The organism is Microbacterium sp. T32, assembly GCF_001619615.1.
GTDB lineage: Bacteria > Actinomycetota > Actinomycetes > Actinomycetales > Microbacteriaceae > Microbacterium.
On the sequence record NZ_LQQP01000077.1, the window covers coordinates 1 to 24,282 of the forward strand.

Annotated in this window: 23 protein-coding genes; 11 read left to right on the forward strand and 12 right to left on the reverse strand. The window is 71.7% G+C overall.

The features are described 5' to 3' along the window. Window positions 1-247 precede the first annotated feature (247 nt). The 3 genes from AVW09_RS16015 to AVW09_RS16025 form a co-directional block, all read right to left on the reverse strand. Window positions 248-874 carry a TIGR02453 family protein gene (locus tag AVW09_RS16015; protein WP_063258996.1) on the reverse strand — a complete coding sequence of 209 codons (627 nt, stop codon included), beginning with the start codon at window positions 872-874 and terminating at the stop codon, window positions 248-250. 455 nt (window positions 875-1,329) lie between these two features. Then, window positions 1,330-2,457, reverse strand: a complete 1,128-nt coding sequence (locus tag AVW09_RS16020; protein WP_063258997.1) for a Gfo/Idh/MocA family protein — start codon at window positions 2,455-2,457, stop codon at window positions 1,330-1,332. Beyond that, window positions 2,454-3,284, reverse strand: a complete 831-nt coding sequence (locus AVW09_RS16025; RefSeq protein ID WP_063258998.1) for a sugar phosphate isomerase/epimerase family protein — start codon at window positions 3,282-3,284, stop codon at window positions 2,454-2,456. Before AVW09_RS16025 ends, AVW09_RS16020 begins: the two co-directional genes overlap by 4 nt. Window positions 3,285-3,391: 107 nt before the next feature. On the opposite strand from AVW09_RS16025, the gene AVW09_RS16030 reads away from it, so the two are divergent. The 4 genes from AVW09_RS16030 (at window position 3,392) to AVW09_RS16045 (ending at window position 8,093) form a co-directional block, all read left to right on the forward strand. Beyond that, window positions 3,392-4,000 carry a TetR/AcrR family transcriptional regulator gene (locus tag AVW09_RS16030; RefSeq protein WP_231901867.1) on the forward strand — a complete coding sequence of 203 codons (609 nt, stop codon included), beginning with the start codon at window positions 3,392-3,394 and terminating at the stop codon, window positions 3,998-4,000. 403 nt (window positions 4,001-4,403) lie between these two features. Further along, window positions 4,404-5,570, forward strand: a complete 1,167-nt coding sequence (locus AVW09_RS16035) for an acyltransferase family protein (RefSeq protein WP_063259000.1) — start codon at window positions 4,404-4,406, stop codon at window positions 5,568-5,570. A gap of 46 nt (window positions 5,571-5,616) precedes the next feature. Further along, entirely contained in the window at window positions 5,617-6,552 is a 936-nt protein-coding gene (locus AVW09_RS16040; protein WP_063259001.1) for an SDR family oxidoreductase, read from the forward strand. Window positions 6,553-6,605: 53 nt separating this feature from the next. Continuing rightward, the gene (locus tag AVW09_RS16045) at window positions 6,606-8,093 is read left to right on the forward strand and encodes an SDR family oxidoreductase (RefSeq protein WP_063259002.1); all 1,488 of its coding nucleotides are present in this window, start codon (window positions 6,606-6,608) and stop codon (window positions 8,091-8,093) included. Between the two features lie 127 nt (window positions 8,094-8,220). On the opposite strand, the gene AVW09_RS16050 is transcribed toward AVW09_RS16045, so the two are convergent. The 5 genes from AVW09_RS16050 to AVW09_RS16070 form a co-directional block, all read right to left on the reverse strand. Then, window positions 8,221-8,571, reverse strand: a complete 351-nt coding sequence (locus AVW09_RS16050) for a hypothetical protein (RefSeq protein WP_063259003.1) — start codon at window positions 8,569-8,571, stop codon at window positions 8,221-8,223. A 337-nt stretch (window positions 8,572-8,908) separates the two neighbouring features. Continuing rightward, window positions 8,909-9,316, reverse strand: a complete 408-nt coding sequence (locus AVW09_RS16055; protein WP_063259004.1) for an NUDIX hydrolase — start codon at window positions 9,314-9,316, stop codon at window positions 8,909-8,911. Window positions 9,317-9,446: 130 nt separating this feature from the next. Next, complete coding sequence (locus tag AVW09_RS16060) at window positions 9,447-10,763, reverse strand: FtsX-like permease family protein (RefSeq protein WP_063259005.1); 1,317 nt, start codon at window positions 10,761-10,763, stop codon at window positions 9,447-9,449. After that, on the reverse strand, window positions 10,760-11,497 hold the full coding sequence (locus tag AVW09_RS16065; RefSeq protein WP_063259006.1) for an ABC transporter ATP-binding protein: 738 nt from the start codon (window positions 11,495-11,497) through the stop codon (window positions 10,760-10,762). The genes AVW09_RS16060 and AVW09_RS16065 overlap by 4 nt, the downstream gene beginning before the upstream one ends. 80 nt (window positions 11,498-11,577) lie before the next feature. Beyond that, window positions 11,578-12,072: a MarR family winged helix-turn-helix transcriptional regulator gene (locus AVW09_RS16070; protein ID WP_063259007.1), complete on the reverse strand. Its 495-nt coding sequence runs from the start codon at window positions 12,070-12,072 to the stop codon at window positions 11,578-11,580. Between the two features lie 82 nt (window positions 12,073-12,154). On the opposite strand from AVW09_RS16070, the gene AVW09_RS16075 reads away from it, so the two are divergent. Continuing rightward, window positions 12,155-14,284 carry an MMPL family transporter gene (locus AVW09_RS16075; RefSeq protein ID WP_063259008.1) on the forward strand — a complete coding sequence of 710 codons (2,130 nt, stop codon included), beginning with the start codon at window positions 12,155-12,157 and terminating at the stop codon, window positions 14,282-14,284. A 51-nt stretch (window positions 14,285-14,335) separates the two neighbouring features. Here AVW09_RS16075 and AVW09_RS16080 read toward each other — a convergent pair whose 3' ends face one another. Further along, a complete protein-coding gene (locus tag AVW09_RS16080) occupies window positions 14,336-14,995 on the reverse strand; it encodes a response regulator (RefSeq protein ID WP_063259009.1) in 660 nt (219 codons plus the stop codon). A gap of 244 nt (window positions 14,996-15,239) precedes the next feature. Here AVW09_RS16080 and AVW09_RS16085 point away from each other — a divergent pair, with 244 nt between their 5' ends. Together AVW09_RS16085 and AVW09_RS16090 are read left to right on the forward strand one after the other, a co-directional pair. Beyond that, a complete protein-coding gene (locus tag AVW09_RS16085; protein ID WP_063259010.1) occupies window positions 15,240-16,385 on the forward strand; it encodes a sensor histidine kinase in 1,146 nt (381 codons plus the stop codon). Window positions 16,386-16,512: 127 nt separating this feature from the next. Next, entirely contained in the window at window positions 16,513-16,995 is a 483-nt protein-coding gene (locus tag AVW09_RS16090) for a hypothetical protein (protein WP_063259011.1), read from the forward strand. Between the two features lie 26 nt (window positions 16,996-17,021). Here AVW09_RS16090 and ppsA read toward each other — a convergent pair whose 3' ends face one another. Further along, window positions 17,022-19,439 (reverse strand): phosphoenolpyruvate synthase, encoded by a 2,418-nt coding sequence (gene ppsA / locus AVW09_RS16095; protein WP_063259012.1) that lies wholly within the window; start codon window positions 19,437-19,439, stop codon window positions 17,022-17,024. After that, the gene (locus AVW09_RS16100; RefSeq protein ID WP_063259013.1) at window positions 19,436-20,302 is read right to left on the reverse strand and encodes a pyruvate, water dikinase regulatory protein; all 867 of its coding nucleotides are present in this window, start codon (window positions 20,300-20,302) and stop codon (window positions 19,436-19,438) included. The genes ppsA and AVW09_RS16100 overlap by 4 nt, the downstream gene beginning before the upstream one ends. A gap of 181 nt (window positions 20,303-20,483) precedes the next feature. Here AVW09_RS16100 and AVW09_RS16105 point away from each other — a divergent pair, with 181 nt between their 5' ends. After that, complete coding sequence (locus tag AVW09_RS16105) at window positions 20,484-20,795, forward strand: hypothetical protein (RefSeq protein WP_156496144.1); 312 nt, start codon at window positions 20,484-20,486, stop codon at window positions 20,793-20,795. A 9-nt stretch (window positions 20,796-20,804) separates the two neighbouring features. Here AVW09_RS16105 and AVW09_RS16110 read toward each other — a convergent pair whose 3' ends face one another. Next, window positions 20,805-21,782: a serine/threonine-protein kinase gene (locus tag AVW09_RS16110; protein WP_063259015.1), complete on the reverse strand. Its 978-nt coding sequence runs from the start codon at window positions 21,780-21,782 to the stop codon at window positions 20,805-20,807. 285 nt (window positions 21,783-22,067) lie between these two features. Between AVW09_RS16110 and AVW09_RS16115 the strand changes: the two genes are divergently transcribed. From AVW09_RS16115 to AVW09_RS16125, 3 genes are all read left to right on the forward strand, one after another. After that, complete coding sequence (locus tag AVW09_RS16115) at window positions 22,068-22,922, forward strand: hypothetical protein (protein WP_063259016.1); 855 nt, start codon at window positions 22,068-22,070, stop codon at window positions 22,920-22,922. A gap of 373 nt (window positions 22,923-23,295) precedes the next feature. After that, on the forward strand, window positions 23,296-23,931 hold the full coding sequence (locus tag AVW09_RS16120) for an acyl-CoA synthetase (RefSeq protein ID WP_082823044.1): 636 nt from the start codon (window positions 23,296-23,298) through the stop codon (window positions 23,929-23,931). Next, entirely contained in the window at window positions 23,928-24,263 is a 336-nt protein-coding gene (locus AVW09_RS16125) for a hypothetical protein (RefSeq protein ID WP_063259017.1), read from the forward strand. Before AVW09_RS16120 ends, AVW09_RS16125 begins: the two co-directional genes overlap by 4 nt. Window positions 24,264-24,282 lie beyond the last annotated feature (19 nt).

Sequence of the window (24,282 nt, forward strand, 5' to 3'; positions counted from 1 at the left end):
ACCTACTCGTCAGGTGTTTCCCCGCCGAGAAACGCCGCGGGTGAAGTTTCCCGAGTCCGCCCCCGCGCCCCTTCCTTAGCCCGGCGAGACCTCGCTCAGGACGCCGCAAGCGCCCCCACGCGACCTCGCTCAGGGCGCCGCGAGCGCTCACGACCACGCGCCCTCGCTGAGGACGCCGCAAGCGCCCACGACCACGCGACCTCGCGCCCCAGCTGCCCGGTCCAGCCGCCCCCGATGCGTATCCGCCTCACGGCCAGGACTCGGCCTTGCCCACGTAAGTGCCACCCCACTCGATGAGCGGCGCGACTGCGGTCCGGGCGGCGCGGATCGTCTCCGGCTCCGCATCGACGGGGAGCGTCGTCAGTGCGGCGTAATGCTTCAGCCGGAGCAACTCGATGCGAGGGTGGTCGCGGTCGTATCCGCGCGGAGCAGTCTTCAGCGGCGGGCCCGCCATCTCGAAACCTTCGGCTTCGAGCCCATCGACGATCTCCTGCAACCGCGCCGCCGCCTGCGGGGCCGCATCGATGGCCGTGCGGCCTCGGGCGAGCTGATCGCGGCTCGGGTCATAGATTCCCCCGCCGACCTGTAGGTGCTCGGCCGTGAGGCTCAGATAGACACCGCCGACGGTGCCGGCCCACATGCTCGCGCTCGTCTTGTATGGCGACTTATCGGCGCTGAAACGCACGTCGCGGTTCGGTCGCATCACCCGCCCGGGCCCGTGAATGCTTTCCGCTTCGGCCAGCAGATCTTCGAGCGGCTGCCGGACGAGTTCTTCGTACTCGCGTCGGTGGGCGTCGAAGAACTGCTTGGTGTTGTCGTCGGCGAGGGCGCTCAAGAACTCGCTCGCGCCGACCGTGAACCCGGTGAACGTCATGGAGATCTCCGTTTCGCCTGCGCGCCAAACTAGCGACCGCGCGGGCCGCCCTCAACCATCCGCTATGCGACGCGAGGTATTCCCTCTGCGCGCTGTGCGCCGAGGCATCCGGCGTCCCGCAATGCCACTGCGTACGCCCCGCGATGCGGCGGGAGGAGATTCCGGGAGCGGAGGATGGATGCCGGACCTCATGCCCTCCGCTCCCCGGATCTCCTCCGCTCGCCCGGCGCGCCGGCATCCGCCCGCACTGTCGAGCCCCGCGGACGCCTCAGCTCCCCGCACCCCCGCGAGCACACGCGCCGCCCGTGCCCGCGCGCGCCCCCGAAAACACCCCCGCCCCGTGGCATCCACACGACACCACGGGGCGGAAGCGGCCGCGTACGGGCTGCAGCGCCCGCGCGAAGAGACGCCCCGAACGGACTGCGGCACCCGCGCGACCAGACGCCGCGGACGGACTACAGCGTCCGGGCGAAGGGGTCGAAGCCCTCCTCGAGCAGCGGCACGGGTGCCACGGTGCTGCCGATCTCGAGCGTCTGTCCCGAAGCCGACGACTCCTCGGCCGACAGCATCACATCGAGCACGTGGAAGCCGAGTTCGCCCGTGGCGACGTGCGGGCGGTCGGCGGCGATCGCGCGGGCCATGTCGAGCACGCCGAGTCCGCGACCGACGACGACGCCCTCGTTGGGGATCTCGATCCACTCCTGCTCGGTCTTCATGCCGTCGCGGAAGACGCCGAGTGGCTTAACGTACGCGATGCGACCCTCGAAGCGGTTCGGGTCGGCGAGCAGGATCGTGCCCTCGGACCCGTGGATCTCGACGACGCCGTGACGCTCGAGCGCGGAGTCGAAGCTCAGCAGGTGCGTGCCGTGTTGCCCCGCGGCGAACGACGTGAGCACCTGCACCGTCGACGGCACCTCGACCGGGAACGTCTCGCCGGCGCGCGGGCCGGTCTGGATCGTCCGCTCGAGACGCGGGCGCGAGCCGCGCGCGGTGACCGCCGCGATGGGACCGAGCAGGCTCACGAGCGCCGAGAAGTAGTACGGCCCCATGTCGAGCAGGGGTCCCGCGCCGCGGGCGAAGAGGAACGCGGGATCCGGATGCCACAGGTCGGGGCCCTGCGTCTGGAACGACGTCTGCACGAACAGCGGTTCGCCGATCACCCCGCCCTGGATCGCGCGCTTGGCGGTCTGAAAGGCGGGTCCGAGCAGCGTGTCGGGTGCCGAGCCGATGCGGACGCCCGCGGCATCCGCCTGTGCGAGGAGGGCGCGCGTCGCGTCGCGGTCGAGGCCGATGGGCTTCTCGGTCCACACGTGCTTGCCCGCGGCGATCGCGGCGGACGACACCTCGACGTGCACCTGCGGGATCGTGAGGTTCACGACGAGGTCGACGTCGGGGTTCGACAGCACGTCGTCGGGCGTTCCCGCGACGGCGACGCCGTGCTCGTCGGCCTTCGCGCGGGCGCGGTCGGGCAGCAGGTCGCCGACCGCGACGACGTTTACGTCGGGGAAGGACGTGAGGTTCTCGAGGTACGTCTGGCTGATGACGCCGGCGCCGATGACGCCGACTCCGAGGGGACGGGTCATGCGACGAACCCGCCGTCCTTCAGGAACGCCAGGCTCGCGGCGATGTCGGCGAACACGTCGCCGGGCGCGCGGTCGTACTCGATGACGGCGAACTGGATGCCGGTTCCCGCGCGCAGCGCTGCGGCGAGGGGCACGTCCGCGGTGCCGGCGTGACGCTGGTCGAGGCTCTCGGACGTGAAGTCGGCACTGCCGGGTCCCCACGGGTTGGTCCTCGGGACGACGCCGTCCTTCACATGCACCGCGGTGAGGCGGTCGCCGAGCTTCGCGACGAGCGCGGGAACGTCCTGGCCGCCGGTCAGCGCCCAGAAGAGGTCGAGCTCGAGCTGCACGCGCTCGTCGGTGAGCTCCACGAACCGCTCGTACGCCGTCTGACCGGCGAAGTCGGCCACGAACTCCTGCGCGTGGTTGTGGTAGCCGACGCTCAGGCCGAAGGTCGCGGCGACGTCCGCGGCGCGGTTGAGACGCTCGGCGATGTCGGCCACGCCCTCCTCGGTGAGCCAGCGGTCGGGCGAGACGAACGGGTCGATGACCGTCCGGATGCCGATCGTCGCGGCCGCCTCGAACACCACCTCGGGCGCGGGCGTGGGGATCGAGCCGTCCGGCGTCCACAGCTCATCGCTGAGCAGCGGGGCGTGGCCGGTGGGAGAGGCCAGGCCGCTGGCATCCAGGGCCGCCCGGATCTCCGCGGGACGGTCGACGAACGCGAACGCCTCGACGTTGCGGAGGCCGAGGGCGGCGAGCTTGTCGAGCGAACCCGACATGTCGGCCGAGAACTCGGATGCCAGCGTGTACAGCTGCACCGAGGCTTCGGGGAGGGAGGTGGTCATCGTCGTCCTTCTACTGATCGTCGTCGAGGGGCCGAAGGGGCCGTGCCGCCACTCTAACCTCCACGTGGAGGTTACGCTAGCCCCGACGGATGCGAGAAGGTGGGCGGATGAGCGAGGATGCCACGATCGGCCGACCCGGCCAGCGACGCCGCGGAGTCGAGCGACGGCAGGAGATCCTCGACCGCGCCATCGAGGTGTTCCGCCGCCGCGGTGCGGACGGCACGTCGCTGCGCCGCATCGCCGAGTCGATCGGTGTCTCGCACGCCGCGCTCCTGCACTACTTCGACTCGCGCGAGCAGCTGCTCGTCGCGGTGTACGACCACGCCGCCGCGAAGCAGGGCGAGGAGGAGGCCGCGCACCCCGCCGAGCCCGGCGTCGAGGGCATGATCGCCGCGGCGACCGCCAACGTCGAGGTACCGGGGTTCGTGCAGCTCTATTCCACGCTCGTCGCCGCCGCGCTCGAGGTCGACAGCGGCGTCGGCAAGGACTACTTCACGTCCCGTTTCGAGCGGCTGCGCGCCGAGCTCGGTGAGACGTTTCGCGCGCAGCAGGCCGAGGGCCGTATCCGCGATGACGTGTCGGCCGACCACCTCGCGGCGCTGCTCATCGCGGCATCCGATGGTCTGCAGATTCAGTGGCTGCTCGACGCGTCGGTCGGTCTGAGCGACACCTTGCGGACGTTCGGGATGCTGCTGCAGGCGCCGCGCGACCGCTGAACCGCGGCGGGCGGCGTTCGGTGTCCCGTTTTGTGCAGGTTTTGGGGGCTGTGGCTGCACGAAGTGGGACATGCGGGCGGGGGGTGGGGTGCGGCGTTGGGTGGGCGGCGTTCGGTGTCCCGTTTTGTGCAGGTTTTGGGGGCTGTGGCTGCACGAAGTGGGACATGCGGCCGTGGGGTGAGGTGCGGCGTTGGGCGGGCGGCGTTCGGTGTCCCGTTTTGTGCAGGTTTTGGGGGCTGTGGCTGCACGAAGTGGGACATGCGGCCACCCTGAGGAAGCCTGGATGCCATCGCCCCCGCCCCGCGTCAAGCCCCGGCCTTCCCAGGCTTCTCCACATCACGAACGGGTAACGTTCCGGCGTCGGAGCGGGCCCGCGCCTCCGATGTGAGCGTTCCGGGAGGCGATGACCATCAGTACGACCACGACGGCCCCCGACGTCGGCGTCCGCTCCTCGGCATCCGATCGCCCGCTCGCGGCCCGGCACCTGCCCTCGCTCACCGGCCTCCGCTGGCTCACGGCGATGCTCATCTTCGGCCACCACCTCATGGCCGTGGAGTACTTCGGCGGCCGCGCCGGCGACCTGTGGGGCTTCGTCTTCGAGGCCGGGAAGACCGGCGTGACCCTGTTCTTCATCCTCTCGGGGTTCGTGCTGGCGTGGGGGTACAAGCCCGCGCAGAGCGCCCGGTCCTTCTGGCTCCACCGCGCGGCGCGCATCTATCCGCTGCACGTCGTCGGCGTGATGCTGGCGCTCGCCGTGGCCGCGACCCTCGTGCCCGAGATCCAGTCCCCGGGGGTCCTGCCCATCGGTGCGAATCTGCTGCTGATCAGCGGATGGTTTCCGGACTGGTGGCAGGCCGGCAACCCCGCGAGCTGGTCGCTGGTGTGCGAGGCGTTCTTCTATCTCACCTTCCCGCTCGTGATCCGGATGGTCGCGGGACGGTCCGCGCGCGTGCTCTGGAGCGTCGCCGCCGCCGCGCTCGTACTCGTGGCCCTTGCCCCCGCGATCGCCGCAGGCTCGCCCGTGCCGATGTCGGCGGCATCCACTCCTCTCCTCCGCCTGCCGGAGTTCGTGCTCGGCGTCGTGCTCGCGCTGCTGATGAAGCAGACCGCGTGGCGGCCGGCGCCGCTGCGCTTCGCGGTGCCGCTCGCGGTGCTCGGATACGCGATGTCGGAGGCGCCGACGCTGCCAGGAACGGACGTCCACCCCGGCCTCGCCCTCACGGTCGGGGGCTTCGCGCTGCTCGTGGCGTCGCTCGCGTCGGCGGACGCGCACCGCTCCTCGACCTTCCTCGCGGGGCCCGCCTGGCAGGAACTCGGCCGCCTCTCGTTCGCGTTCTACCTCGTGCACCTGCTCGTGATCGCGTCGGTGTCGTCGGCGTGGCCCGACGGGCATCCGGAGCTGGACTGGCCGCGCGCGTTCGCGCTCGCCGCCCTCGCGTTCGCGATCTCGCTCGGCCTCGCGTGGGTGCTGCACCGCGGCGTCGAGATCCGGATGCAGCGCGTGCTGCTGCGCTTCGACCCGGATCGGCAACGATCGACCCTCGCTGCACGCGGTCGCCCGATCCACTGATCGTCAGGTCCTGGATGCCGCGGAGCCACCGCCGCACAGTGGGAACATGCCTCGAAAGATCACTCTCGACCTCCCGAACCTCACCGGAAAGCGCGCCCTCCTCACCGGCGGCAGCGACGGCATGGGTCTGCACATCGCCACGCGCCTCGCCGCGGCCGGCGCGGAACTCCTCCTCCCGGTCCGCAACCGCAGGAAGGGCGAGGCCGCCGTCGCCACCATCCGTGCCGCCGCCCCGAACGCGACCATCACCCTGCACGATCTCGACCTCTCGTCGCTCGCGTCGGTCGCCGACCTCGGCGAGACGCTGAACGCGGCGGGCGCCCCGATCCACCTGCTCATCAACAACGCCGGCGTCATGACTCCGCCCGACCGGCAGACCACGGCCGACGGCTTCGAACTGCAGTGGGGCACCAACCACCTCGGCCACGTCGCCCTGACCGCCCGGCTGCTGCCGCTGCTGCGGGCCGGCCGTGCCCGGGTCACCTCGCAGCTGAGCATCGCCGCGGCGGGCGGGAAGATCAACTGGGACGACCTCAACTGGGAGCGCTCGTACGACGGGATGAGGGCCTACCGCCAGTCGAAGATCGCCTTCGGGCTCTGGGCGCTGGAGCTGCAGAAGCGCAGTGTCGCGGCAGGCTGGGGGATCACGAGCAACGTCTCCCACCCGGGCGTCGCCCCGACGAACCTGCTCGCCGCCCGTCCCGAGATCGGGCGCGCGGAAGCCGTGTCCGGCCGGCGCAGCATCGAACGGATGACGCGGCTCGGGTTGACGGGCACCGTCGAGTCCGCGGGGCTGCCGGCGCTGATGGCGGCGACCATGGGGCAGCCGGGGAAGCTGTACGGCCCGACCGGGCTGGGCCGTGTCGGCGGCAAGCCCGGGGAGCAGTCGATCTTCCGGCCGCTGCGCAACGCCGAGGAAGGCGTGCGGGTGTTCGACACCTCCGCTCGCCTCGTCGGGGTGTCCTTCTCGCTGGTGGAGTAGCGCCGCGGACCCGCCCGCGACGGCCTCCCAGCCGGGCCTCGGTACACTCTCCCGTGCCCGAAACACTTCCGAGACCCGATCGCGAGGCCGGCCGCGTGGCATCCATCGATCCCCATGAGCTCGAGATCGCGCTGCGCGTGCTCGACGCGGCCTCCGCTCTCGACCCCGAGGACCCGGCCTACATCGCGCTGCGCCGCCAGACCGGGAAGCTCTACAAGGACGTCAAGCGGCAGTCGCGCAGGGAGAAGCGCCAGCGCATCGCCGACGCCGACAAGGCCGTGGTCGCTGCCACAGCGACCGGCGCGCCCGACCGCATCGACGACGAGACCCGCGGCATCCCGCTCGCGACGCGCGTCGAGACGCCGTACGCCGGCGAGCTCCTCAAAGCCCGCAACTGCTACATCTGCAAAGAGCTGTACACGCTCGTCGACGCGTTCTACCACCAGCTGTGCCCCTCGTGCGCGGCGCTGAGCCACGCCAAGCGCGACGCCCGCACGGACCTCACCGGCAAGCGCGCGCTGCTCACCGGCGGGCGCGCCAAGATCGGCATGTACATCGCGCTCCGGCTGCTGCGCGACGGCGCCCACACGACGATCACGACCCGCTTCCCGCGCGACGCCGTGCGCCGCTTCTCGTCGCTCCCCGACAGCGCGGACTGGCTGCACCGCCTCAAGATCGTCGGCATCGACCTGCGTGACCCCGCCCAGGTCATCGGGCTCGCCGAGTCGGTGGCATCCGATGGTCCGCTCGACATCCTCATCAACAACGCCGCGCAGACCGTGCGGCGCTCGCCGGGTGCGTACAAACCCCTGGTGGATGCCGAACTCTCGCCGCTCCCGGACGGGCCGCTGCCCGAGCTGGTCACCTTCGGCCACACCAACGACGCCCACCCGCTCGCGCTGGCGCAGTCGGTGTCGGCGCATCCGATCCTCGCGTCCGCCGCGCGCACGGCCGAGGAGCTCACCGCCGAGGCGATGGCCGCGGGGTCGTCGTCGCTCGAGCGACTGGCCGCGGGCACCGCGATCGACGCGGGCGGACTGGTCCCCGACGAGGACCGCATCAACAGCTGGACGCAGCACGTCGACCAGGTGGAGCCCCTCGAGATGCTCGAGGTGCAGCTGGCCAACATGACGGCGCCGTTCCTGCTCGTCAGTCGGCTGCGTCCCGCGATGGCGGCGTCGACGGCGCGGCGCAAGTACATCGTGAACGTCTCGGCGATGGAGGGCGTGTTCGGCCGCGGGTACAAGGGCCCCGGCCACCCGCACACCAACATGGCCAAGGCCGCGCTGAACATGCTCACGCGCACGAGCGCCCGCGAGATGTTCGAGTCCGACGGCATCCTGATGACCGCCGTCGACACCGGCTGGATCACCGACGAACGCCCGCATTACACGAAGGTGCGTCTGGCCGAAGAAGGCTTCCACGCCCCGCTCGACCTCGTCGACGGCGCCGCCCGCGTCTACGACCCGATCGTGCGCGGCGAGGCCGGCGAAGACCTCTTCGGCATCTTCCTGAAGGACTACCGCAAGAGCTCCTGGTGAGTGCGTGGGCGCTGCTCACGGGGGTCGCGGCGCCTGCCCGGTTGAGTGTCCAAGACACGCGGACGCTGCGCCGCGGCATCCGCGTGTTCTGGACACCGAACGTCGGGGTGGCGCCGTGTGCGCGAGCTCAGCGCGCGGGGCGGAGCCGCCCGGCGTCGACCGGGAAGGCGACGTCGTAGTACAGCTGTGGTGCGCCGACGGCGCCGAAGTCGTCTTTCTTGACCCGGATGCCACCGACCGACACCTCGGCGATCCGTACCCGCAACCACGAGCCGTCGTCGAGGCGGAGGTCGAAGAGGTCAGCGAGGTACGTGATGCCGAGCTCGTCGAGCGTCTCCTCGGCCGTCAGCCAGTCGACCGGCTCGGTTCGGCGGCGTCCGAGCAGGTCGATCGCGACGAAGTCCTCGCCCGCGGGCTCGATCCAGCCGAGCAGTTCTCCGTCGCCCGCGCGGCGGTGTTCGATCCAGTCCTCACGCACCCGGTCAGCGTACGCGGATGCCGGGTCCCGACGCGCGCCGCTCGCTGTCGTTGAGTGTCCAAGACACGCGGACGTGTCGCGGGGGCATCCGCGTGTTCTGGACATGGAACGTGGGGGCGGCGCGGACTCCTCGCTCAGTGTCCAAGACACGCCGCTAGGCGTGGTCGTCACGCGGCGTGTCCTGGTCGCTCGCCGGCGGGACGGCCGGTGCGCCCCTCACCGTGTTGAGTGTCCAAGACACGCGGACGTGTCGCCGCGGCATCCGCGTGTCTTGGACACCGAACGGGAGGGCGGCGCCGGAGCCCGCGGGGCGCCGCGCGCGGCGAGGCGGCGCCGGTCAGGCGGGCAGGAAGTACTCCCGCGCGAGCGGGGCGATCTCCAGACCGGATGCCGTGGCGGCGTTGACCCAGCGGAACTCGGCGATCTCGGCATCCGGGACCGGCTGCTGCTCGCCGATGTCGACGCGGAACACGTCAGCGACCACCGCGAAGCCGGGTTCGTTCGCCGCGGTGGCGGTGAAGGATCCGAGCGGCTCGAGAGCGTCGGGGTCGACGTCCAGCCCGACCTCCTCGGCGAGTTCGCGCGCCAGCGTCTCGGCGGGCGTCTCCCCCGCTTCGGGCTTGCCGCCGGGCTGCATGAACGCCGTCGTGCCGGCCTTCCGGACCAGGAGTAGACGCCCGTCCGCGTCGGTGATGACCGCCGCCGACACATAGATGAGGCGCGGGGTCGTGGCATCCGGGATCATCCCCGCACGGTAGCACCGGCGCGTTTCTCGCCCGTGTCGCGTCGGCCCGGCCGTTCGGTGTCCAGGACACGCGGACTCCGCGCGACGCGGTCCGCGTGTCGTGGACACTGAACCGAAACACGGGCCCGCCCTACAGCGTGCCCCGACGGATGCCGGTCACGATCGGCCGAGTGGATGCCAAGGCGGCGGCGACCAGCGCGAAGCCGACGACGAAGGTGCCCACGACCGTCGCGATCGACGCCGGCGCGACGACGACGCTCGCACTCACGATCGGGAGAGCCAGGACCGCACCCAGGGCCGCGCCGCCGAGCGACGCCCACCGCAGCGGCACCATGACCGTCAGTCGGCGGGCGCGGCGCAGTTCGGCATCCGGGATGCCGAGGCGGTCCAGGCCCACGATCAGTTCGCGGTCCTCGAGGGCGGCGGACGCCTGCGTCACCGCGACCGCGCAGGAGAGGAGCACGAACGCGATCGCGAGCGTCACGAGCACGCCGGTGCGGATGTCGGCGAGCATCGGATTCGTGCCGCCGGACAGATCGACCAGGGCCAGGCCGCTCCCCGCCACGACGGCGATGAAGGACACGAGCGCCATGCCCGACACCCGGCGCCACGCGGGTCCGGGATGGGCGGCGAGCTCGCGGCCGGCGATGAGGCGCGCGGCCGTCGGGGCGGTGCGGGCCATCGCGCGTCCGCGGGCGGCGACGATCGGCGCGCCGATGAGGTTCAGCAGGGCCATGCCGGCCGCGAACAGGCCGATGAGCACGGCGTTGATCGCCGCGGAGCGCAGCGCGCCGACGTTCGAGACGGCCCCCACGACGAGCAGGATCAGGATGCCGCCGACCACCAGCATCCACCAACGCTTCGGGGGCACGGCACTGCGCGTGCGGACGCCCAGGGGAGTGACGGTGACGCGCCGGAGCCCGGCGGCGGAGCTGACCGCCGCGACGGCGACCACGGACGCGGTCACCCCGGCCACGAGCAGCGGGGAGGCGGCCACGGCCGCGATTCCGACCGGGCCGCCGAAGAACGGCAGCAGCCCGACCGCCGGGAGGAGCACCAGGTACAGCACGACCCCGGCCGCGGCCCCGACGGCTGCGGTGAGTGTGGCTTCGAGAACGGTCAGAGCCCAGATCTCGCGTGTGCTCGCGCCGAGGAGGCGCAGCGTCGCGAGCCGGTCGTTGCGGCGGCGGCTCGACAGGCGGGCCGCGGCGGCGCCGAGGGTGGCGAGCGGGACCGCCAGCAGCACGAGGGCGAGCATCGCGAGCGTGCCGTAGAGGCCGCCGCCTGCGACCGCGCGCGGGTCGACAAGGAACATCGCCGCGCCGCCGGCGACGACGAGCAGCAGGGCCGTCGTCACCGCGAACGCGACGACGGGCAGCACGATCGCGGCGCGGCCCTGGCGGCTCGGTCGCGCCAGCATCCGCGCGAGGGGGAGCACGGCGCTCATCGTGCGTCCTCGCGTGCGGCGACGGCCCCGGCGGATACGGCGCTGTCGTCGACAATCCGCCCATCGCGCAGACGCACGATCCGCGAGCACCGGTGCGCGACCTCGGCGTCGTGCGTGACCATGACGAGCGTGCGGCCCTGCCCGACCGTCGCGCCGAGCAGCGCCGCGAGCACGTCCCCCGAGGTCGCCGAGTCCAACGCCCCGGTCGGCTCGTCCGCGAACACCACGGGAGCCCCCGTCACCTGGGCGCGGGCGATCGCGACGCGCTGCGCCTGCCCGCCCGACAGCTGCCCGATCCGACGCTGCTCGAGGCCGGCGAGGCCGAGCATCGCGAGCCACGCGGCCGCGTGCCGCTCGGCGTCCTGTCTCCGCTGTCCCTGGAGCAGCAGGGGCAGCGCGGCGTTCTCCACCGCCGTGAGTTCGGGGAGCAGCAGGTGCTCCTGGAACACGAAACCGAGCGCGGTGCGGCGGACGCGGGCGCGCTCGCCCTCGTCGAGGCCGACGAGCTCGATGGGCTCGGCGCCCGGCGCGCTCAGGACGACCGAGCCGGTGTCGGGAGCGAGGATCGCGGCAAGACAGTGCAGCAGCGTCGTCTTGCCCGAGCCGGACGCGCCCATCACGGCGACCGACTCGCCGCCGCGAATGGTCAGCGAGACGTCGTCGAGCGCGCGCAGATCGCCGTAGGTCTTGACGAGACCGGATGCCGTGAGGACGGGAGGGGTGGGTGCGGACATGCCTCCATCCCACCGGGGCATGGCATCCGGGTCGTCCGTCCGCGGGTGTATCCGCGTCCGTCGCGGGGATGATCCCGCGGCTACCGCGGCCGCGCCGTGCCGTCGTCCGGCGGCATCGCGTACGACGCCACGACCCGCTCGAGGTATCGCGTGATCACGGCCTGTTCGTCGTCGGTGAAGTCGTCGAGCACGGCATCGACTCCCGCGATCATCGGCGCGAGGCGACTCATCGCGCGCTGCACCGACGCCTCGGTCGGCACGACGAGCAGGCTGCGCCGGTCGGTGGGGTGGGGCGCCCGCGTGACGTGGCCGAGCGCGACGAGGCGGTCGATGGCCGCGGTCGTGGCGGCGGTCGTGAGATCGAGGCGGCGCGAGAGTTCGCCGGGCGAGAGGGGACCCGACATCACCAGGTGCCCCATGGCGTCCAGGCCCGTGGGGTTCACCGAGAGCTCGTGCTGCAGCGCCTTCTCGAACTCCGCGCCCGCGGTGAACAGTGCGCGCACGAGCGCGGTCGCGGGTCTGACCGGGGGAACGCCGGCCGCGACAGGGGGAGTGGAAGATTCCGTCGCTTCCATGACTGGCATCCTACGTCGACTTTGCGCTACCTTTCTCGTATCTAGATTTTCTAGATACTTCATCACCTAGCGAAAGACGACGATGAACGGCTTCCTGCGCTTCCTCACCTCGGCCCGCACCTCGTGGATCGTGCTCGTCGTGGCCTTCGCGGGGGTCGCCGCGCTGTTCGCCCTCGGTTCGGGCGGTGATTCGCAGACCGCGCCGGGCTCGGGGCTCCCCGACTCGGCCGAGTCCGTCCAGGTCCAGAAGATCCTCGACACCTTCCCGGATGCCGACACCACCTCGGCCCTGCTCGTGTTCGCATCCGAGGACGGGAAGGCCTTGCCCGCCGACACCGTCGCCGCGATCCAGAAGAAGGCGTTCGGCGATCTCGTGAAGCTCACGCCCGACGGCTTCATCCCGCCGGCGCAGGTGTCGGAGGACGGCACGGTCGCGCTGCTCGTCGTGCCGCTCCCGCCCGAGAGCGACGTCGCCGCGCAGGCCGACCGCGCCGCCGAGATCCGCACCCTCGCCGCCGATGGACTGGGCGGCGTCCGCACCTACCTCACCGGCCCCGAGGGCTTCGAGGTCGATATCGCCGCGGTGTTCGACGGCGCGGACTTCACGCTGCTCCTCACCACCGTCATCGTCGTCGCCGTCCTCCTGCTCATCACGTACCGCAGCCCGTGGCTGTGGCTCGTGCCGCTCGCGGTGATCGGCACCGCCGACGCTTCCGCCGGGATCGTGGCACGCCGTGTCGCCGCGCTCGCCGGAGTGGAATTGGATGCCTCGGTCACCGGCATCCTGTCCGTGCTGGTGTTCGGCGCGGGAACGAACTACGCCCTGTTGCTGATCGCGCGCTACCGAGACGAGCTGCGCCTGGCCGAGGACCGGCGCGAGGCCATGCGCCGGGCGGTGCGCGGAGCGGGACCGGCGATCATCGCGAGCGGGTCGACGGTCGCCCTGGCCCTCGCGACGCTGCTGCTCGGTGAACTGTCCGGCAACCGCGCGCTCGGACTCGCGTGCGCGGTCGGGGTCATCGTCGCGATGGCGTTCGCGCTCCTCGTTCTGCCCGCCGCACTCGTGCTGTTCGGCCGGTGGCTGTTCTGGCCGTACGTCCCGCGCTTCGGCTCGCCCGACGCGATCTCGCGCAGCCCGTGGGGCAAGCTCGGCCGCGGAGTCTCGAAGCGTCCCGTCGTCGTCGCGCTGACCGGCGCCGTCGTGCTCGGCGCCCTCGCGAGCGGACTGTTCTTCGTGCAGACCGGGCTCTCGCAGAACGACCGGTTCCTGCAGAAGCCCGATGCCGTGAAGGGACAGGAGGTGCTCGCCGAGGCGTTCTCCGCGGGCGCGACGTCGCCCGCGACGGTCATGGCCCCGAACGACGACGCCCAGGCGGTCGTCGACGCCGCCGGGAAGATCGAGGGCGTCGACTCCGCTCGCGTCGTCGAGGAGACGAGCGACTGGACCCGCATCGACGTCACGCTGAACGCGTCGGCCGAGACGCCGGAGGCGTTCGCCACGATCGAGCGGATGCGATCGGACTTCGACTCGATCGGCTCGGGTCGCACGCTCGTGGGCGGACTCGACGCGCAGGCCCTCGACGTCTCCGCCGCGCAGCAGCACCATCAGAACCTGATCATCCCGCTGATCCTGGTGCTCGTGTTCATCGTGCTCGTGATCCTGCTGCGTGCGCTGCTGGCCCCGGTGCTTCTGCTGCTGGCCGTCGTCGCGAGCTTCTTCTCCGCGGTCGGCGCGGCGTGGTGGCTGTTCCAGACTCCGTTGTTCGGCTTCCCCGCGATCGACACGAACGTGCTGCTGTTCAGCTTCCTGTTCCTCGTCGCCCTGGGCGTGGACTACAGCATCTTCCTCGTCACGCGCGCGCAGGAGGAGAGCCGTACCCTCGGCACGACGAACGGCATGATCCGCGCGCTCGCGGCTACCGGCGCGGTCATCACCAGCGCCGGCATCCTGCTGGCGGCCGTGTTCGCCGTGCTGGGCGTGCTGCCGTTGATCACGCTCACGCAGATCGGCGTCATCGTCTGCATCGGTGTGCTGATCGACACGCTCCTCGTCCGGACGGTGATCGTGCCGGCCATGGCCTTCATCGCCGGCGACCGGTTCTGGTGGCCGCGCCGCCCGCCGGTGACGGATGCCGAGGCCGCCGCGGCCGCGACCGAGCCCGAGGCGCCGCTCACCCGCGCCGAGCGGCGCAAGCGCGAAACGGTCCCGTAAGCCCTCCGGGCCGGGGGACGCCCCCAGATACCTCCCGGCCCGGAGCCCCCGTCAGGTGAAGGCGATGAGCCCTGCCCGGGCGGCGGCGACGATGATCTGCACGCGATCCCGAACGCCCCACTTGGTCATGATGCGGCCGAGGTAGGCCTTCACCGTGCCCTCGGACACAATGAGTTCGGCAGCGATCTCGGCGTTGGACATGCCGCGCGCGAGGCACCGCAGGATGTCGCCCTCGCGGTCGGTCAACGGCTCCAGGGCGGGCGCGCCGGCCGGCGTCGGACGCTCGCGCTCGCGGACGTGGTCGATCAGCAACGCCGCGATCCGCGGCGACAGCGACGTCGTGCCCTCGTGGACCCGGCGGACGCCGGCGACGATCTCCTCGGCGGGTGAGTCCTTCAGCAGGTAGCCGGAAGCGCCGGCGTGCAGCATCGGCAGGACGGTGTCCACCGTGTCGAAGGTCGTCACGGCGAGCACGCGCACGTCCGGCCAGCGCTCGGCGATCTGCGCGGTCGCGTCGATGCCGTCCATCCGCGGCATGCGCACGTCCATGAGGACGACGTCGGGGCGATGACGACCGACCTGGTCGAGCGCGTCGCGCCCGTCGCCGGCCTCGGCGACCACGGCGGTGCCCTCCTCGCGGGTGAGGAAGTGGGCGAGAGCCGACCTCACCAGCGGGTCGTCGTCGACGAGGAGCACGCGGATCTCGGCCATGTCGCGAGCCTACCCAGCACCCTGCCTGGACCTTCGGCCAGTGATGTGGTCGAAGGTCCACTGCGGCCGCGCACGGCGGGCGGAGATCCTCTCAGCGGGGCTACGACCGGGAACACGAGGAGAACCGCATGATGATGATTCGGTCCGGGATCTGGACTGCTCTCTGCCGTTTGCTTGGCCTCTGTTCCTGACGCGTGCCCCCGGGTTTCGGGTACCACGGGGGCACGCGAGTCAGAATGGGGCGGTGTCCAACGGCCCGCACGTGACCGCGCTACGGGATCGCTCGTGGCTGCGGGCGACGACTCCCCTGACGCGCGTCGAGAAGACGGCGTTCGTCGTCCTCCTGCTGGCCGCCGTCGCGCTGAGTGTGATCTCGACGGTCACCGACCAGAGGAGCGACGGGACCGGTGGGCTGTTCGAGCTCGTCGTCACCGCGCTGTTCGCGCTGTACCTCTGGTCGGCGGCTGCCGGGACGGCGTCGCTCGGCGCGGCACTGGTCCTGTCGTTCCCAGCCGGCCTCTCGCACCAGACGTTCCTCGCCTTCGCGATCGCGGCTCTGTGCGTGGTCCGGCTCGGCACAGGGGCTCTGGTCCTGGGTTACTCGGCCACGCTGACCGTTGCCGCCGTCGTGGTCGCCCGGCAACCGGCATCCGGACCATCGATGGCGATCGGCTTCGTCGTGGTGGCGATCGTGCTCGGCGGCATCGGGCTGCTCCTGCGCGCGGCGCAGGCCCGCGGTGAACGTCTCGACGAGCAGCTGGAGCGCTCCCGCGAGCGCGAGCAGGCCGCGGCTGCGCTGGAGCGTCGCCGCCTCGCGGGCGACCTGCACGACGGGATCGCCCACGACCTCACGGTGATCGCCCTGCACGCGCAGCTCCTGGACGATCCCGACGATGCGGTGCGGCAGACCGCTCAGGCGACGATCGGCGTCACGGCGCGCAACGCGCTCGGCGATCTCCGCTATCTCATCGAGATCGCCGCCGACGAGGATTCCCCGACGCCCGGGTTCGCCTCCGACCCCGCGGCCGCGGTCCGCGAGGCCGCGGACACGCTCACCGCCGCCGGGTATCACGTCGATGTCCAGGCCGCGCCGCTGCCCCGTGCACCTCGCCGTGTCGGTGTCGTCTTCGCCCGCGTGCTGCGCGAATCCCTGACGAACGTGCTGAAGCATGCCGCCCCCGGCACGGTGGTGCTGATCGTGCGTGCGGACGAGACCCATGCCGAGCTGACCGTCCGCAACGCCCTCCCCGCGGTGCGCCGGGAGGACATCCCCTCCGCGGGAACGGGCGTCGCCCGCATGGCCGGTCTCGTGCGCGAGGTGGGCGGCGAGCTGCGCGCCGGCCGCGAGGCCGAGGACTGGGTCGTGGTGGCGCGGGTGCCGCTGGCCTGACCTCCCGATGGGGGATTCGCGATACGAAGGTTGGCGGGAGGTCGAGTCGGGTGTGGCCGGAGGAGCATTCCGCCGCACGCAGATCCCGCCGTAGCGTCGCGATCCTGCGTCGACGAAAGGACCCCTCATGCGCACCCTCGCCCGACGACCCCTCACCCCGGCGTCGCGAGCCCTGCTGTTCGTCGGCCCCGCGTTCCTCCTTCTGCTCGGGGTCGTGCACGTCGACACCCCCTCCGGAGCGACCGTGGCGTTGCTGGCCGTCGTCGCTCTGCTGGTCGTGACGTTCTGTTCGGGAGTGTGCCTCCGGGCGGGGGAGCGCGGGGTGTCCGTGTCGGTGGTCCCGTTCTGGGGTCGCCGCCTCCGATGGGATCAGCTCGCGCGCGTGGACGTGCAGGAGGTGCGTGCCCTCGAGGACTTCGGTGGATGGGGCGTCACGCGCAGTCATCGCGGTCCCGGCATCCTCGTCAGCATGGGCGAGTCGCGCACCGTCCGGTTGACCACCACCGACGGCCGCAGCTACTTCGTCGGACTCGGCGACCAGGCCGTGGCCGCGGTGGACGCGCTCCGGGCGTTCGCGCCTCCCTCCGCCGAGGTCCACTTCACGGTGTGAGCGGACCCCGGCGGAGGAGCCTGCCGTCACAGCCGCGACAGGTGCGCCTGCGCGAGGATCTCGGCCTTGGGCCGCTCGTCCGCGGCGAGCGTGAGCCACGTCTCCACCACCGTGTCGGGGTTCAGGGACAGCGAGTGGATGCCACGGGCCACGAGCCACTGCGCGAAGTCCGGGTGGTCGCTGGGCCCCTGTCCGCAGATGCCGACGTACTTCCCCTGTCGCTGACATGCGTCGATCGCGAGGCCGAGGAGGTGCTGCACCGCCGGGTCGCGCTCGTCGAACGCGGAGGCCATGAGCGCCGAGTCGCGGTCGAGGCCGAGCGTCAGCTGCGTCATGTCGTTCGAGCCGATCGAGAAGCCGTCGAAGTGCTCGAGGAACCGCTCCGCGAGGATCGCATTGGCCGGCAGCTCGCACATCATCACGACCTTCAGGCCGTTCTGGCCGCGGCGCAGGCCGTTCGCGGCGAGCAGTTCGAGCACGGCGGCGGCCTCGGCGACGGTCCGCACAAACGGCACCATGATCTGCACGTTCGTCAGGCCCATGTCGTCACGGACCCGCCGCAGCGCCTCGCACTCCATGTCGAAGCACGCGCGGAACTCGGGCGAGACGTACCGTGCGGCACCGCGGTAGCCGAGCATCGGGTTCTCCTCGTGCGGCTCGTACAGAGGGCCGCCGAGCAGGTTCGCGTACTCGTTGGACTTGAAGTCCGACAGTCGCACGATCACGGGCTCCGGCGCGAAGGCCGCCGCGATCATCGACACGCCCTCGGCCACGCGCTGGATGAAGAACTCCTCGGCCGAGGGGTAGGCGGCGATGCGCGCGCGGATGTCGTCGGCGAGCTCGCCGTCGAGTCGGTCGAGCTCGAGGAGCGCCCGCGGGTGGATCCCGATCTGCCGGTTGATGATGAACTCCAGCCGGGCGAGCCCGACCCCGGCATTCGGCAGGCGCGAGAACGCGAACGCCTGGTCGGGCGTACCGACGTTCATCATCATCTTGACGGGGGCCTCCGGCATCCGGTCGAGCTCCGTGACCTCCTCGGCGAAGTCCAGGATGCCGTCGAACACGACGCCGTCGTCCCCCTCGGCGCACGAGACCGTGACCTCCTGACCGTCCTTCAGGGCGTGGGTGGCGACACCGGTGCCGACGACGGCGGGGATGCCGAGCTCGCGGGCGATGATCGCGGCGTGGCACGTGCGGCCGCCGCGGTCGGTGACGATCGCCGAGGCGCGCTTCATGATCGGCTCCCAGTCGGGGTCGGTCATGTCGGCCACGAGCACGTCGCCGGGTGCGAAGTCCGCCATCTGCTCGATCGAGCTCAGCACGCGGACGCGCCCCGCGCCGATGCGCTGCCCGATCGCGCGACCCTCGACGAGGACCGCGCTGCGCTCGGCCAGGACGAAGCGGCTCAGGACGTTCGCCGACCGACGCGACACGACCGTCTCGGGCCGGGCCTGCAGCACGTACAGGTGCCCGTCGACGCCGTCCTTGCCCCACTCGATGTCCATCGGGCGGCCGTAGTGCTCCTCGATGACGAGCGCGATCCGGCCGAGCTCCTCGACCTCCGCGTCGGTGATCGAGAAGCGGCCGCGGTCGTCGGCATCCACCTCGACGAAGGCCGTGCTGCCGTCGACGTGACGTCCGTCGGTGTACCGCATCGCGATCGCCTTCTCGCCGACCGAACGCTTGAGGATCGCGGGACGACCGGCGCGCAGAGCGGGCTTGTACGTGTAGAACTCATCGGGGTTCACGGCGCCCTGCACGACGGCCTCGCCGAGGCCGTACGAGCTGGTGACGAACACCGCGTCGTCGAATCCGGACTCGGTGTCGAGCGTGAACATGACGCCCGAGGCGCCGACGTCGGAGCGCACCATCCGCTGGACACCGGCCGACAGGGCGACCTCGTGGTGGTCGAAGCCGTGGTGCGCGCGGTACGCGATGGCACGGTCGTTGTAGAGCGACGCGAAGACGCGGCGGATCGCCCGCAGGATGTTCTCGATCCCGCCGATGTTGAGGAACGTCTCCTGCTGCCCCGCGAACGAGGCGTCCGGAAGATCCTCCGCCGTCGCGCTCGACCGCACGGCCCACGTCACCGCCTCGGGGTCCGTCTCGTTCGCGACGAGTGCGGCGTATGCGGCGCGGATGTCGGCCTCGAGGTCGGCGGGGAAGGGCTGCTCCTCGATCCACGCGCGCACGCGGCCGCCGAGCTGGCTGAGGGCGGCGACGTCCTCGACGTCCACGCCCCGCACGGCGTCGGCGATGCGGGCGTCGAGACCGTCCTCGGCGAGGAAGCGGCGGAAGGCGTCGGACGTGGTCGCGAACCCCGGAGGGACCCGGATGCCGGCGGATGCCAGGTGCGACACCATCTCGCCGAGTGAAGCGTTCTTGCCGCCGACATGGGCGAGGTCGCTCATGCCGATCTCGTCGAAGCGCAGGATGTTGGTCATGGGGTGGGCCCTTCTCGGGGTCGGTCCCGCAGGTTCATGGACTGCAGGATCACGGCGGACATCTCCTCGACGCTCCGGGTCGCGGAGCTGAGGAACGGGATGTGGGTGCGGCGGTACAGGTCTTCGGCCCGGCGGATCTCGAGGGTGCACTGCGCGAGGCTCGCGTACGTCGAGTGCGGACGGCGTTCGTGCCGCACCTGACTGAGGCGCAGCGCGGTGGTGGTGAGGCCGAAGCAGCGGTCGGCGTGCGGCGCGACGATGCGCGGCAGCCCGTCGGTGGGGAAGTCGTCGTCGGTCAGCGGGTAGTTCGCCACCAGCAGCCCGTAGTGCAGGGCGAGATACATCGTCGTGGGCGTCTTCCCGCAGCGCGACGGCGCGACGATGATCACGTCGGCGTTCGCGAGGTCGCGCCCGCTCTGCCCGTCGTCGTGCTCGATCGCGAACTCGACCGCCCGCATGCGGCGGAAGTACTGCTCGAGGTCGCCGAGTCCGTGGTACTGCCCCGCGCGGGTCTCGGCCGTCGCGCCGAGCTCGGCCTCGAGCTCCGTGAGATGACCGGCGAGGAGGTCGATGACGACCGCGCCCGCCCCGGTCAGACGGGCTCGGATGCCGGCATCCTTGAGCGTCGCGAAGACGATCGGGGACCCGCCGCCCGCCGCCGCGCGGCGGAGATCGGCCTGGAGGGAGGCGACGGCCTTCTCGTCGACGAAGGGGATCGTGCGCCGCTCGAAGCGGGTGCCCGGAAAGTTCGCGAGCAGCGCGTTGCCGAGCGTCTCGGCGGTGATGCCGGTGCTGTCCGACACGAAGAACACCGGGCGCGTGACTGTCTCGGACACGGCGGTAGCGTCGAAAGGACCGGGCATGCGACGACGCTAGGGGCGATTCCCGAGATCTTTGCGACCAATATGACCGAAAGAACCCACGATCTTACGTCCGTGGTAACCGCGCCGGCGTGCGAAGACCGTTCTTCCCCTCCCGTTCACTCGCTGCCGACGGAACGGACACGTCCGCCCGACACTGTGGAGCGCCGAGAGGTGGTTCGAGATGCCGGTGGCGTTCCTGATCGCGTGGGCTCTCACGACGGCGGCCGCTCCGCCGCCCGCGCCGGAGCCCGCGCCCGGCGTTGAGGTCATCGTGGTCGAGGTGCCGGCGAGTTCGCGGCAGACCCCGACGCCGACCCCGACTCCCACGCCCGTGTCGACGCCCGTGGCATCCGTGTCGCCCCCTCCGGGAGCGCAGGGTCAGCTCCCCGCGACGGGGTGGGATGCCATCACCCTGGCGATCGCATCGGCCCTCGGTGTCGCGGCGCTCGCCGTTGGCGTCGCGATCCGGCGTGCGCGACGGCGTCGGGCGTGAGTCGCGCGCTCAGCGGTAGTGCGTGACCCAGGCCCAGATCGGGGGACGGCGGCGCCGCGCGGCGGTCTCGCGCGCCTGGTGCACCGCACGGAGGGCGGCGACGGGCTCCGCGCCGGCGGCGGTCTCGTCCGGGTCGTCGGCCTCCGCGGATCCGGCCTCGGGCGTCGGCGCAGACCCCTCGGCGAGCTCGATCGCGAGCTCGGCGACATCGACCGCGGTGGGCCTGGCATCCGGATCCGGGTCGGTCATGGCGGTGAGCAGGAGCTCCCAGCCGTAGCCGAACCGCGTCGGGATCTCGGGGTCGTAGCCGAGGGGCGCGAGGAGGATTTCCTGCACGGCCCCACCGCCGAGGGGACGTTCCGCGGTCAGCGCCTCCATGGCGAGCTGGCCGAGCGCGTAGATGTCCGAGGCGGCGTGGGGCTCCTCCCCGCGGAGCCGTTCGGGCGGGAGGTACTCGCGGTCGTCGACCGGCGTGTCGGCGAGGCGCTCGCCGAGGAGGTGCGTCACACCGAAGTCCGCGAGGACGCCGCGAAAAGGGCGGCCCGCGTTCCGTAAGGGCCGGAGGAGGACGTTCTCGGCCGTGAGGTGACGGTGGACGATCCCCAGGTCGTGGATGGCGGCGAGTCCGAGCGCGACGTCCCGCAGGATGGCCGCGGCCAGCGCGGGAGCGAGGGGTCCGCGCTGCTCGAGGTGCCGCCGCAGGGTCGGGCCGTGGATGAACTCCATCACGAGGTAGCCCTCCCCGCCGTGGCCGACGTGCGCGTCGTAGATCGTCACCAGCGCGGGATGGTCGAGCGCGGTGAGCATCCGCGCTCCCGCAAGACGGCGGCGCGAGTCGGGGGCCGCCGCGGGGTCCACCTCGAAGACCTTCACAGCGACGTCGCGCGCGAGGATCTCGTCCCGCGCGCGGAAGAGACGGCCGCCGCCTTCCGGCAGCCTCTCGATCAGTCGGTAGCGCCGTGTGAAGACGTCGCCCAGCGAGGGCATGGGCGCTGGGGTATCGCGCATCCGGCCGTCCTCTCGCGTCCACGACCGGGCTCGGGTGCCCGGCTCGTGCGGGCCGCGAGGACGGGAATCCGCCCGTCGCGGTGCGCTCGACGTTACCCACCGAGGTTCCTGCCCTCCGCCCGATGACAAGTGGCGCCCTCGCGGTCCATAATGTTGGCCCGCAGTTTCCCGCGTTCCCACGCGTGAGTCGCCAAAGATCGTCGCCTCCCCGGGCCGGGAGGCGACAAATCCTGGCGACTCGCGCGTCAGTCGATCCAGAGCACGATGCCGCGCTGGCCCGTCAGCACGGAGGCTACGCCGGCTCGGACCGCCGCGGCCGCCCGCTCGGGCGTGAAGCTCGACCTCCGCCTCGCCGCCGAGGCGCCGGTCGGCGTCGGCAAGTGGATCGTCGTCCCGCAGCACCACGTCTCGGTGCCCGCCGGTCAGACCGTCGAGGTCCCCTTCACGGTCGACATCCCGTCCGACGCGACTCCGGGCGACTACGCCGGCGGCGTCGTGACCTCGCTCACCGTCGCCGATCAGACCGCGAACGTCAACGTCGACCGTCGCCTCGGCATCCGTACCGGCATCCGGGTCGGGGGCGACCTCGCGCCGGCTCTGTCGCTCGACGGGGTGAGCGTCGACTGGGACGGCGGCCTGGTGCCGCTCCTCTTCGGCGACGCGACGGTGCACTACAGCCTGCACAACACCGGCAACGTCTCGCTCTCGGCCGACGACACCGACGCCGTCGCCGGCCCGCTCGGCTGGGGCGAGGTCCAGGCCGCGCCCGGCGAGGCGGCTCCCGTGCTGCTCCCCGGCGAGTCGTGGCAGCGCGACGTGCGCGTGCCCGCGGTGGCCGCGACGGGTCTGGTGTGGGCGTCGGTCACCGCCATTCCGACCGTGACGGATGCCTCGGGCTCGACGACCGACCTCGACACTGTGACCGCCTCGGCGATGGGCTGGGCCGTGCCGTGGCCGATCCTCGTCGTGGTGCTGCTCATCGTGCTGGTTGCCGTGTTCGGCCCGCGCTGGCTGCGCACGCGCCGCCGCCGCCGACAGGAGGCCGAGGACGCCCGTGTCGCCGAGGCCGTCGCGCGCACCCTCGCCGAGAAGGAAGACGTCGCGACCCCCGCGGGCTAAGGCTGCGCGGGCTGCGGTCGCGCGGTCTGCGGTCGGTCGGTGATTCACGCAACCTCAGTCGACAGCCGGCGTTCCGGGCTGAGGTTGCGCGGATCGCCGAGGTTGCGCGGATCGCTGAGGATGTGCGGCGTCGCCGCCGGTAGGCGATCTGCACAACCTCAGTCGGCATCCAGCCCTTCGGGCTGAAGTTGCGCAGATCGCTGAAGTTGCGCAGATCCATGAGGTTGTGCGGATCGCCGAGGATGTGCGCCGTCGCTGCCGGGATCGCCGTGGTGGCGCCGCCCGCGATATCTCGACGTCGGTGCACCCGGAGGGTGCTCAGCCGCCGGGGAATAGACTGGATGCCATCGACTCCGCCTCTCCGGGACCCTCCGTGACCACTGCTCCCTCCGCGCGCTCCTTCGACGTGCGCCACGTCCAACTGGCGCGCGCGCTCTTCGCCGCCCTCGCGGCGGTCATGGTCACGTTCTCGTCGGACCACTCCGCGGTCGTCGGGTCGAGCGTCTTCAGTGGTTTCGCGCTCGCGACCGCTCTGGTGTTCGTCCTGTCCGCGTGGCTGGTGTACCCGAGCGGGCAGCGCGCCACGCCGCTGGTCCTCGCGGTCGTCACCGGGATCGCCGGTCTCGCGGCGAGCATCGGCGCCTGGCGGACGACGGGGTTCTTCTTCGTCCTGGTCATCGTGTGGGCGGTGGTCTCGGGTGCCGTGGAGATCATCGGCGCCGTGCGCGATCGCCGCGCCGGGCGCTCGGCATCCCTCGCCCGAGATGGACTCACGATCGGCGTGCTCACGCTGATCCTCGCCGTGGGGTTCCTGCTGACGAGCCCGGGCTTCTCGTACGACTACTCGATCGAGGGCGCCGGGACCTTCACGCTCACCGGAATCACCATCGCCGTGGGGATCTTCGGCGGATACGCCGCCATCGTGGCGGTCTATCTGGCGATCGCCGGGTTCTCGCCCCGCCGCCCCGAACCGGTTCCGGCCGCCTCGGCCGAGGAGGCCGCATCATGAACGACAAGCCCACTCGCCGCGACCTCATGAAGCCCGTTCAGCTGCTGGGGCTGGCCTTCATCGCCGCCGTCTTCGCGGGCGGTGTGACGGCGGTCTCGCTGGGCGTCTTCCAGACCCTCCCCGCCGACGAGGTCCAGCGCGCGCTCATCATCGGCCTCATCGTCGCCGGCGTCACCTTCATCGTCGTGCTCGTGAGCCTCGCGCTGCTGCTGCTCGCCGTCGATCCCGCCCAGGTCACGAAGCAGGTCGACCGACCGCTGCTCGTGCCGCAGGAGGACGAACCGCCCGCGGCTCCCGAGGCGCAGGACGGCCCCGAGGCCCCTCGCGCCTGAGGCTCCGCCCGGCCGCCCT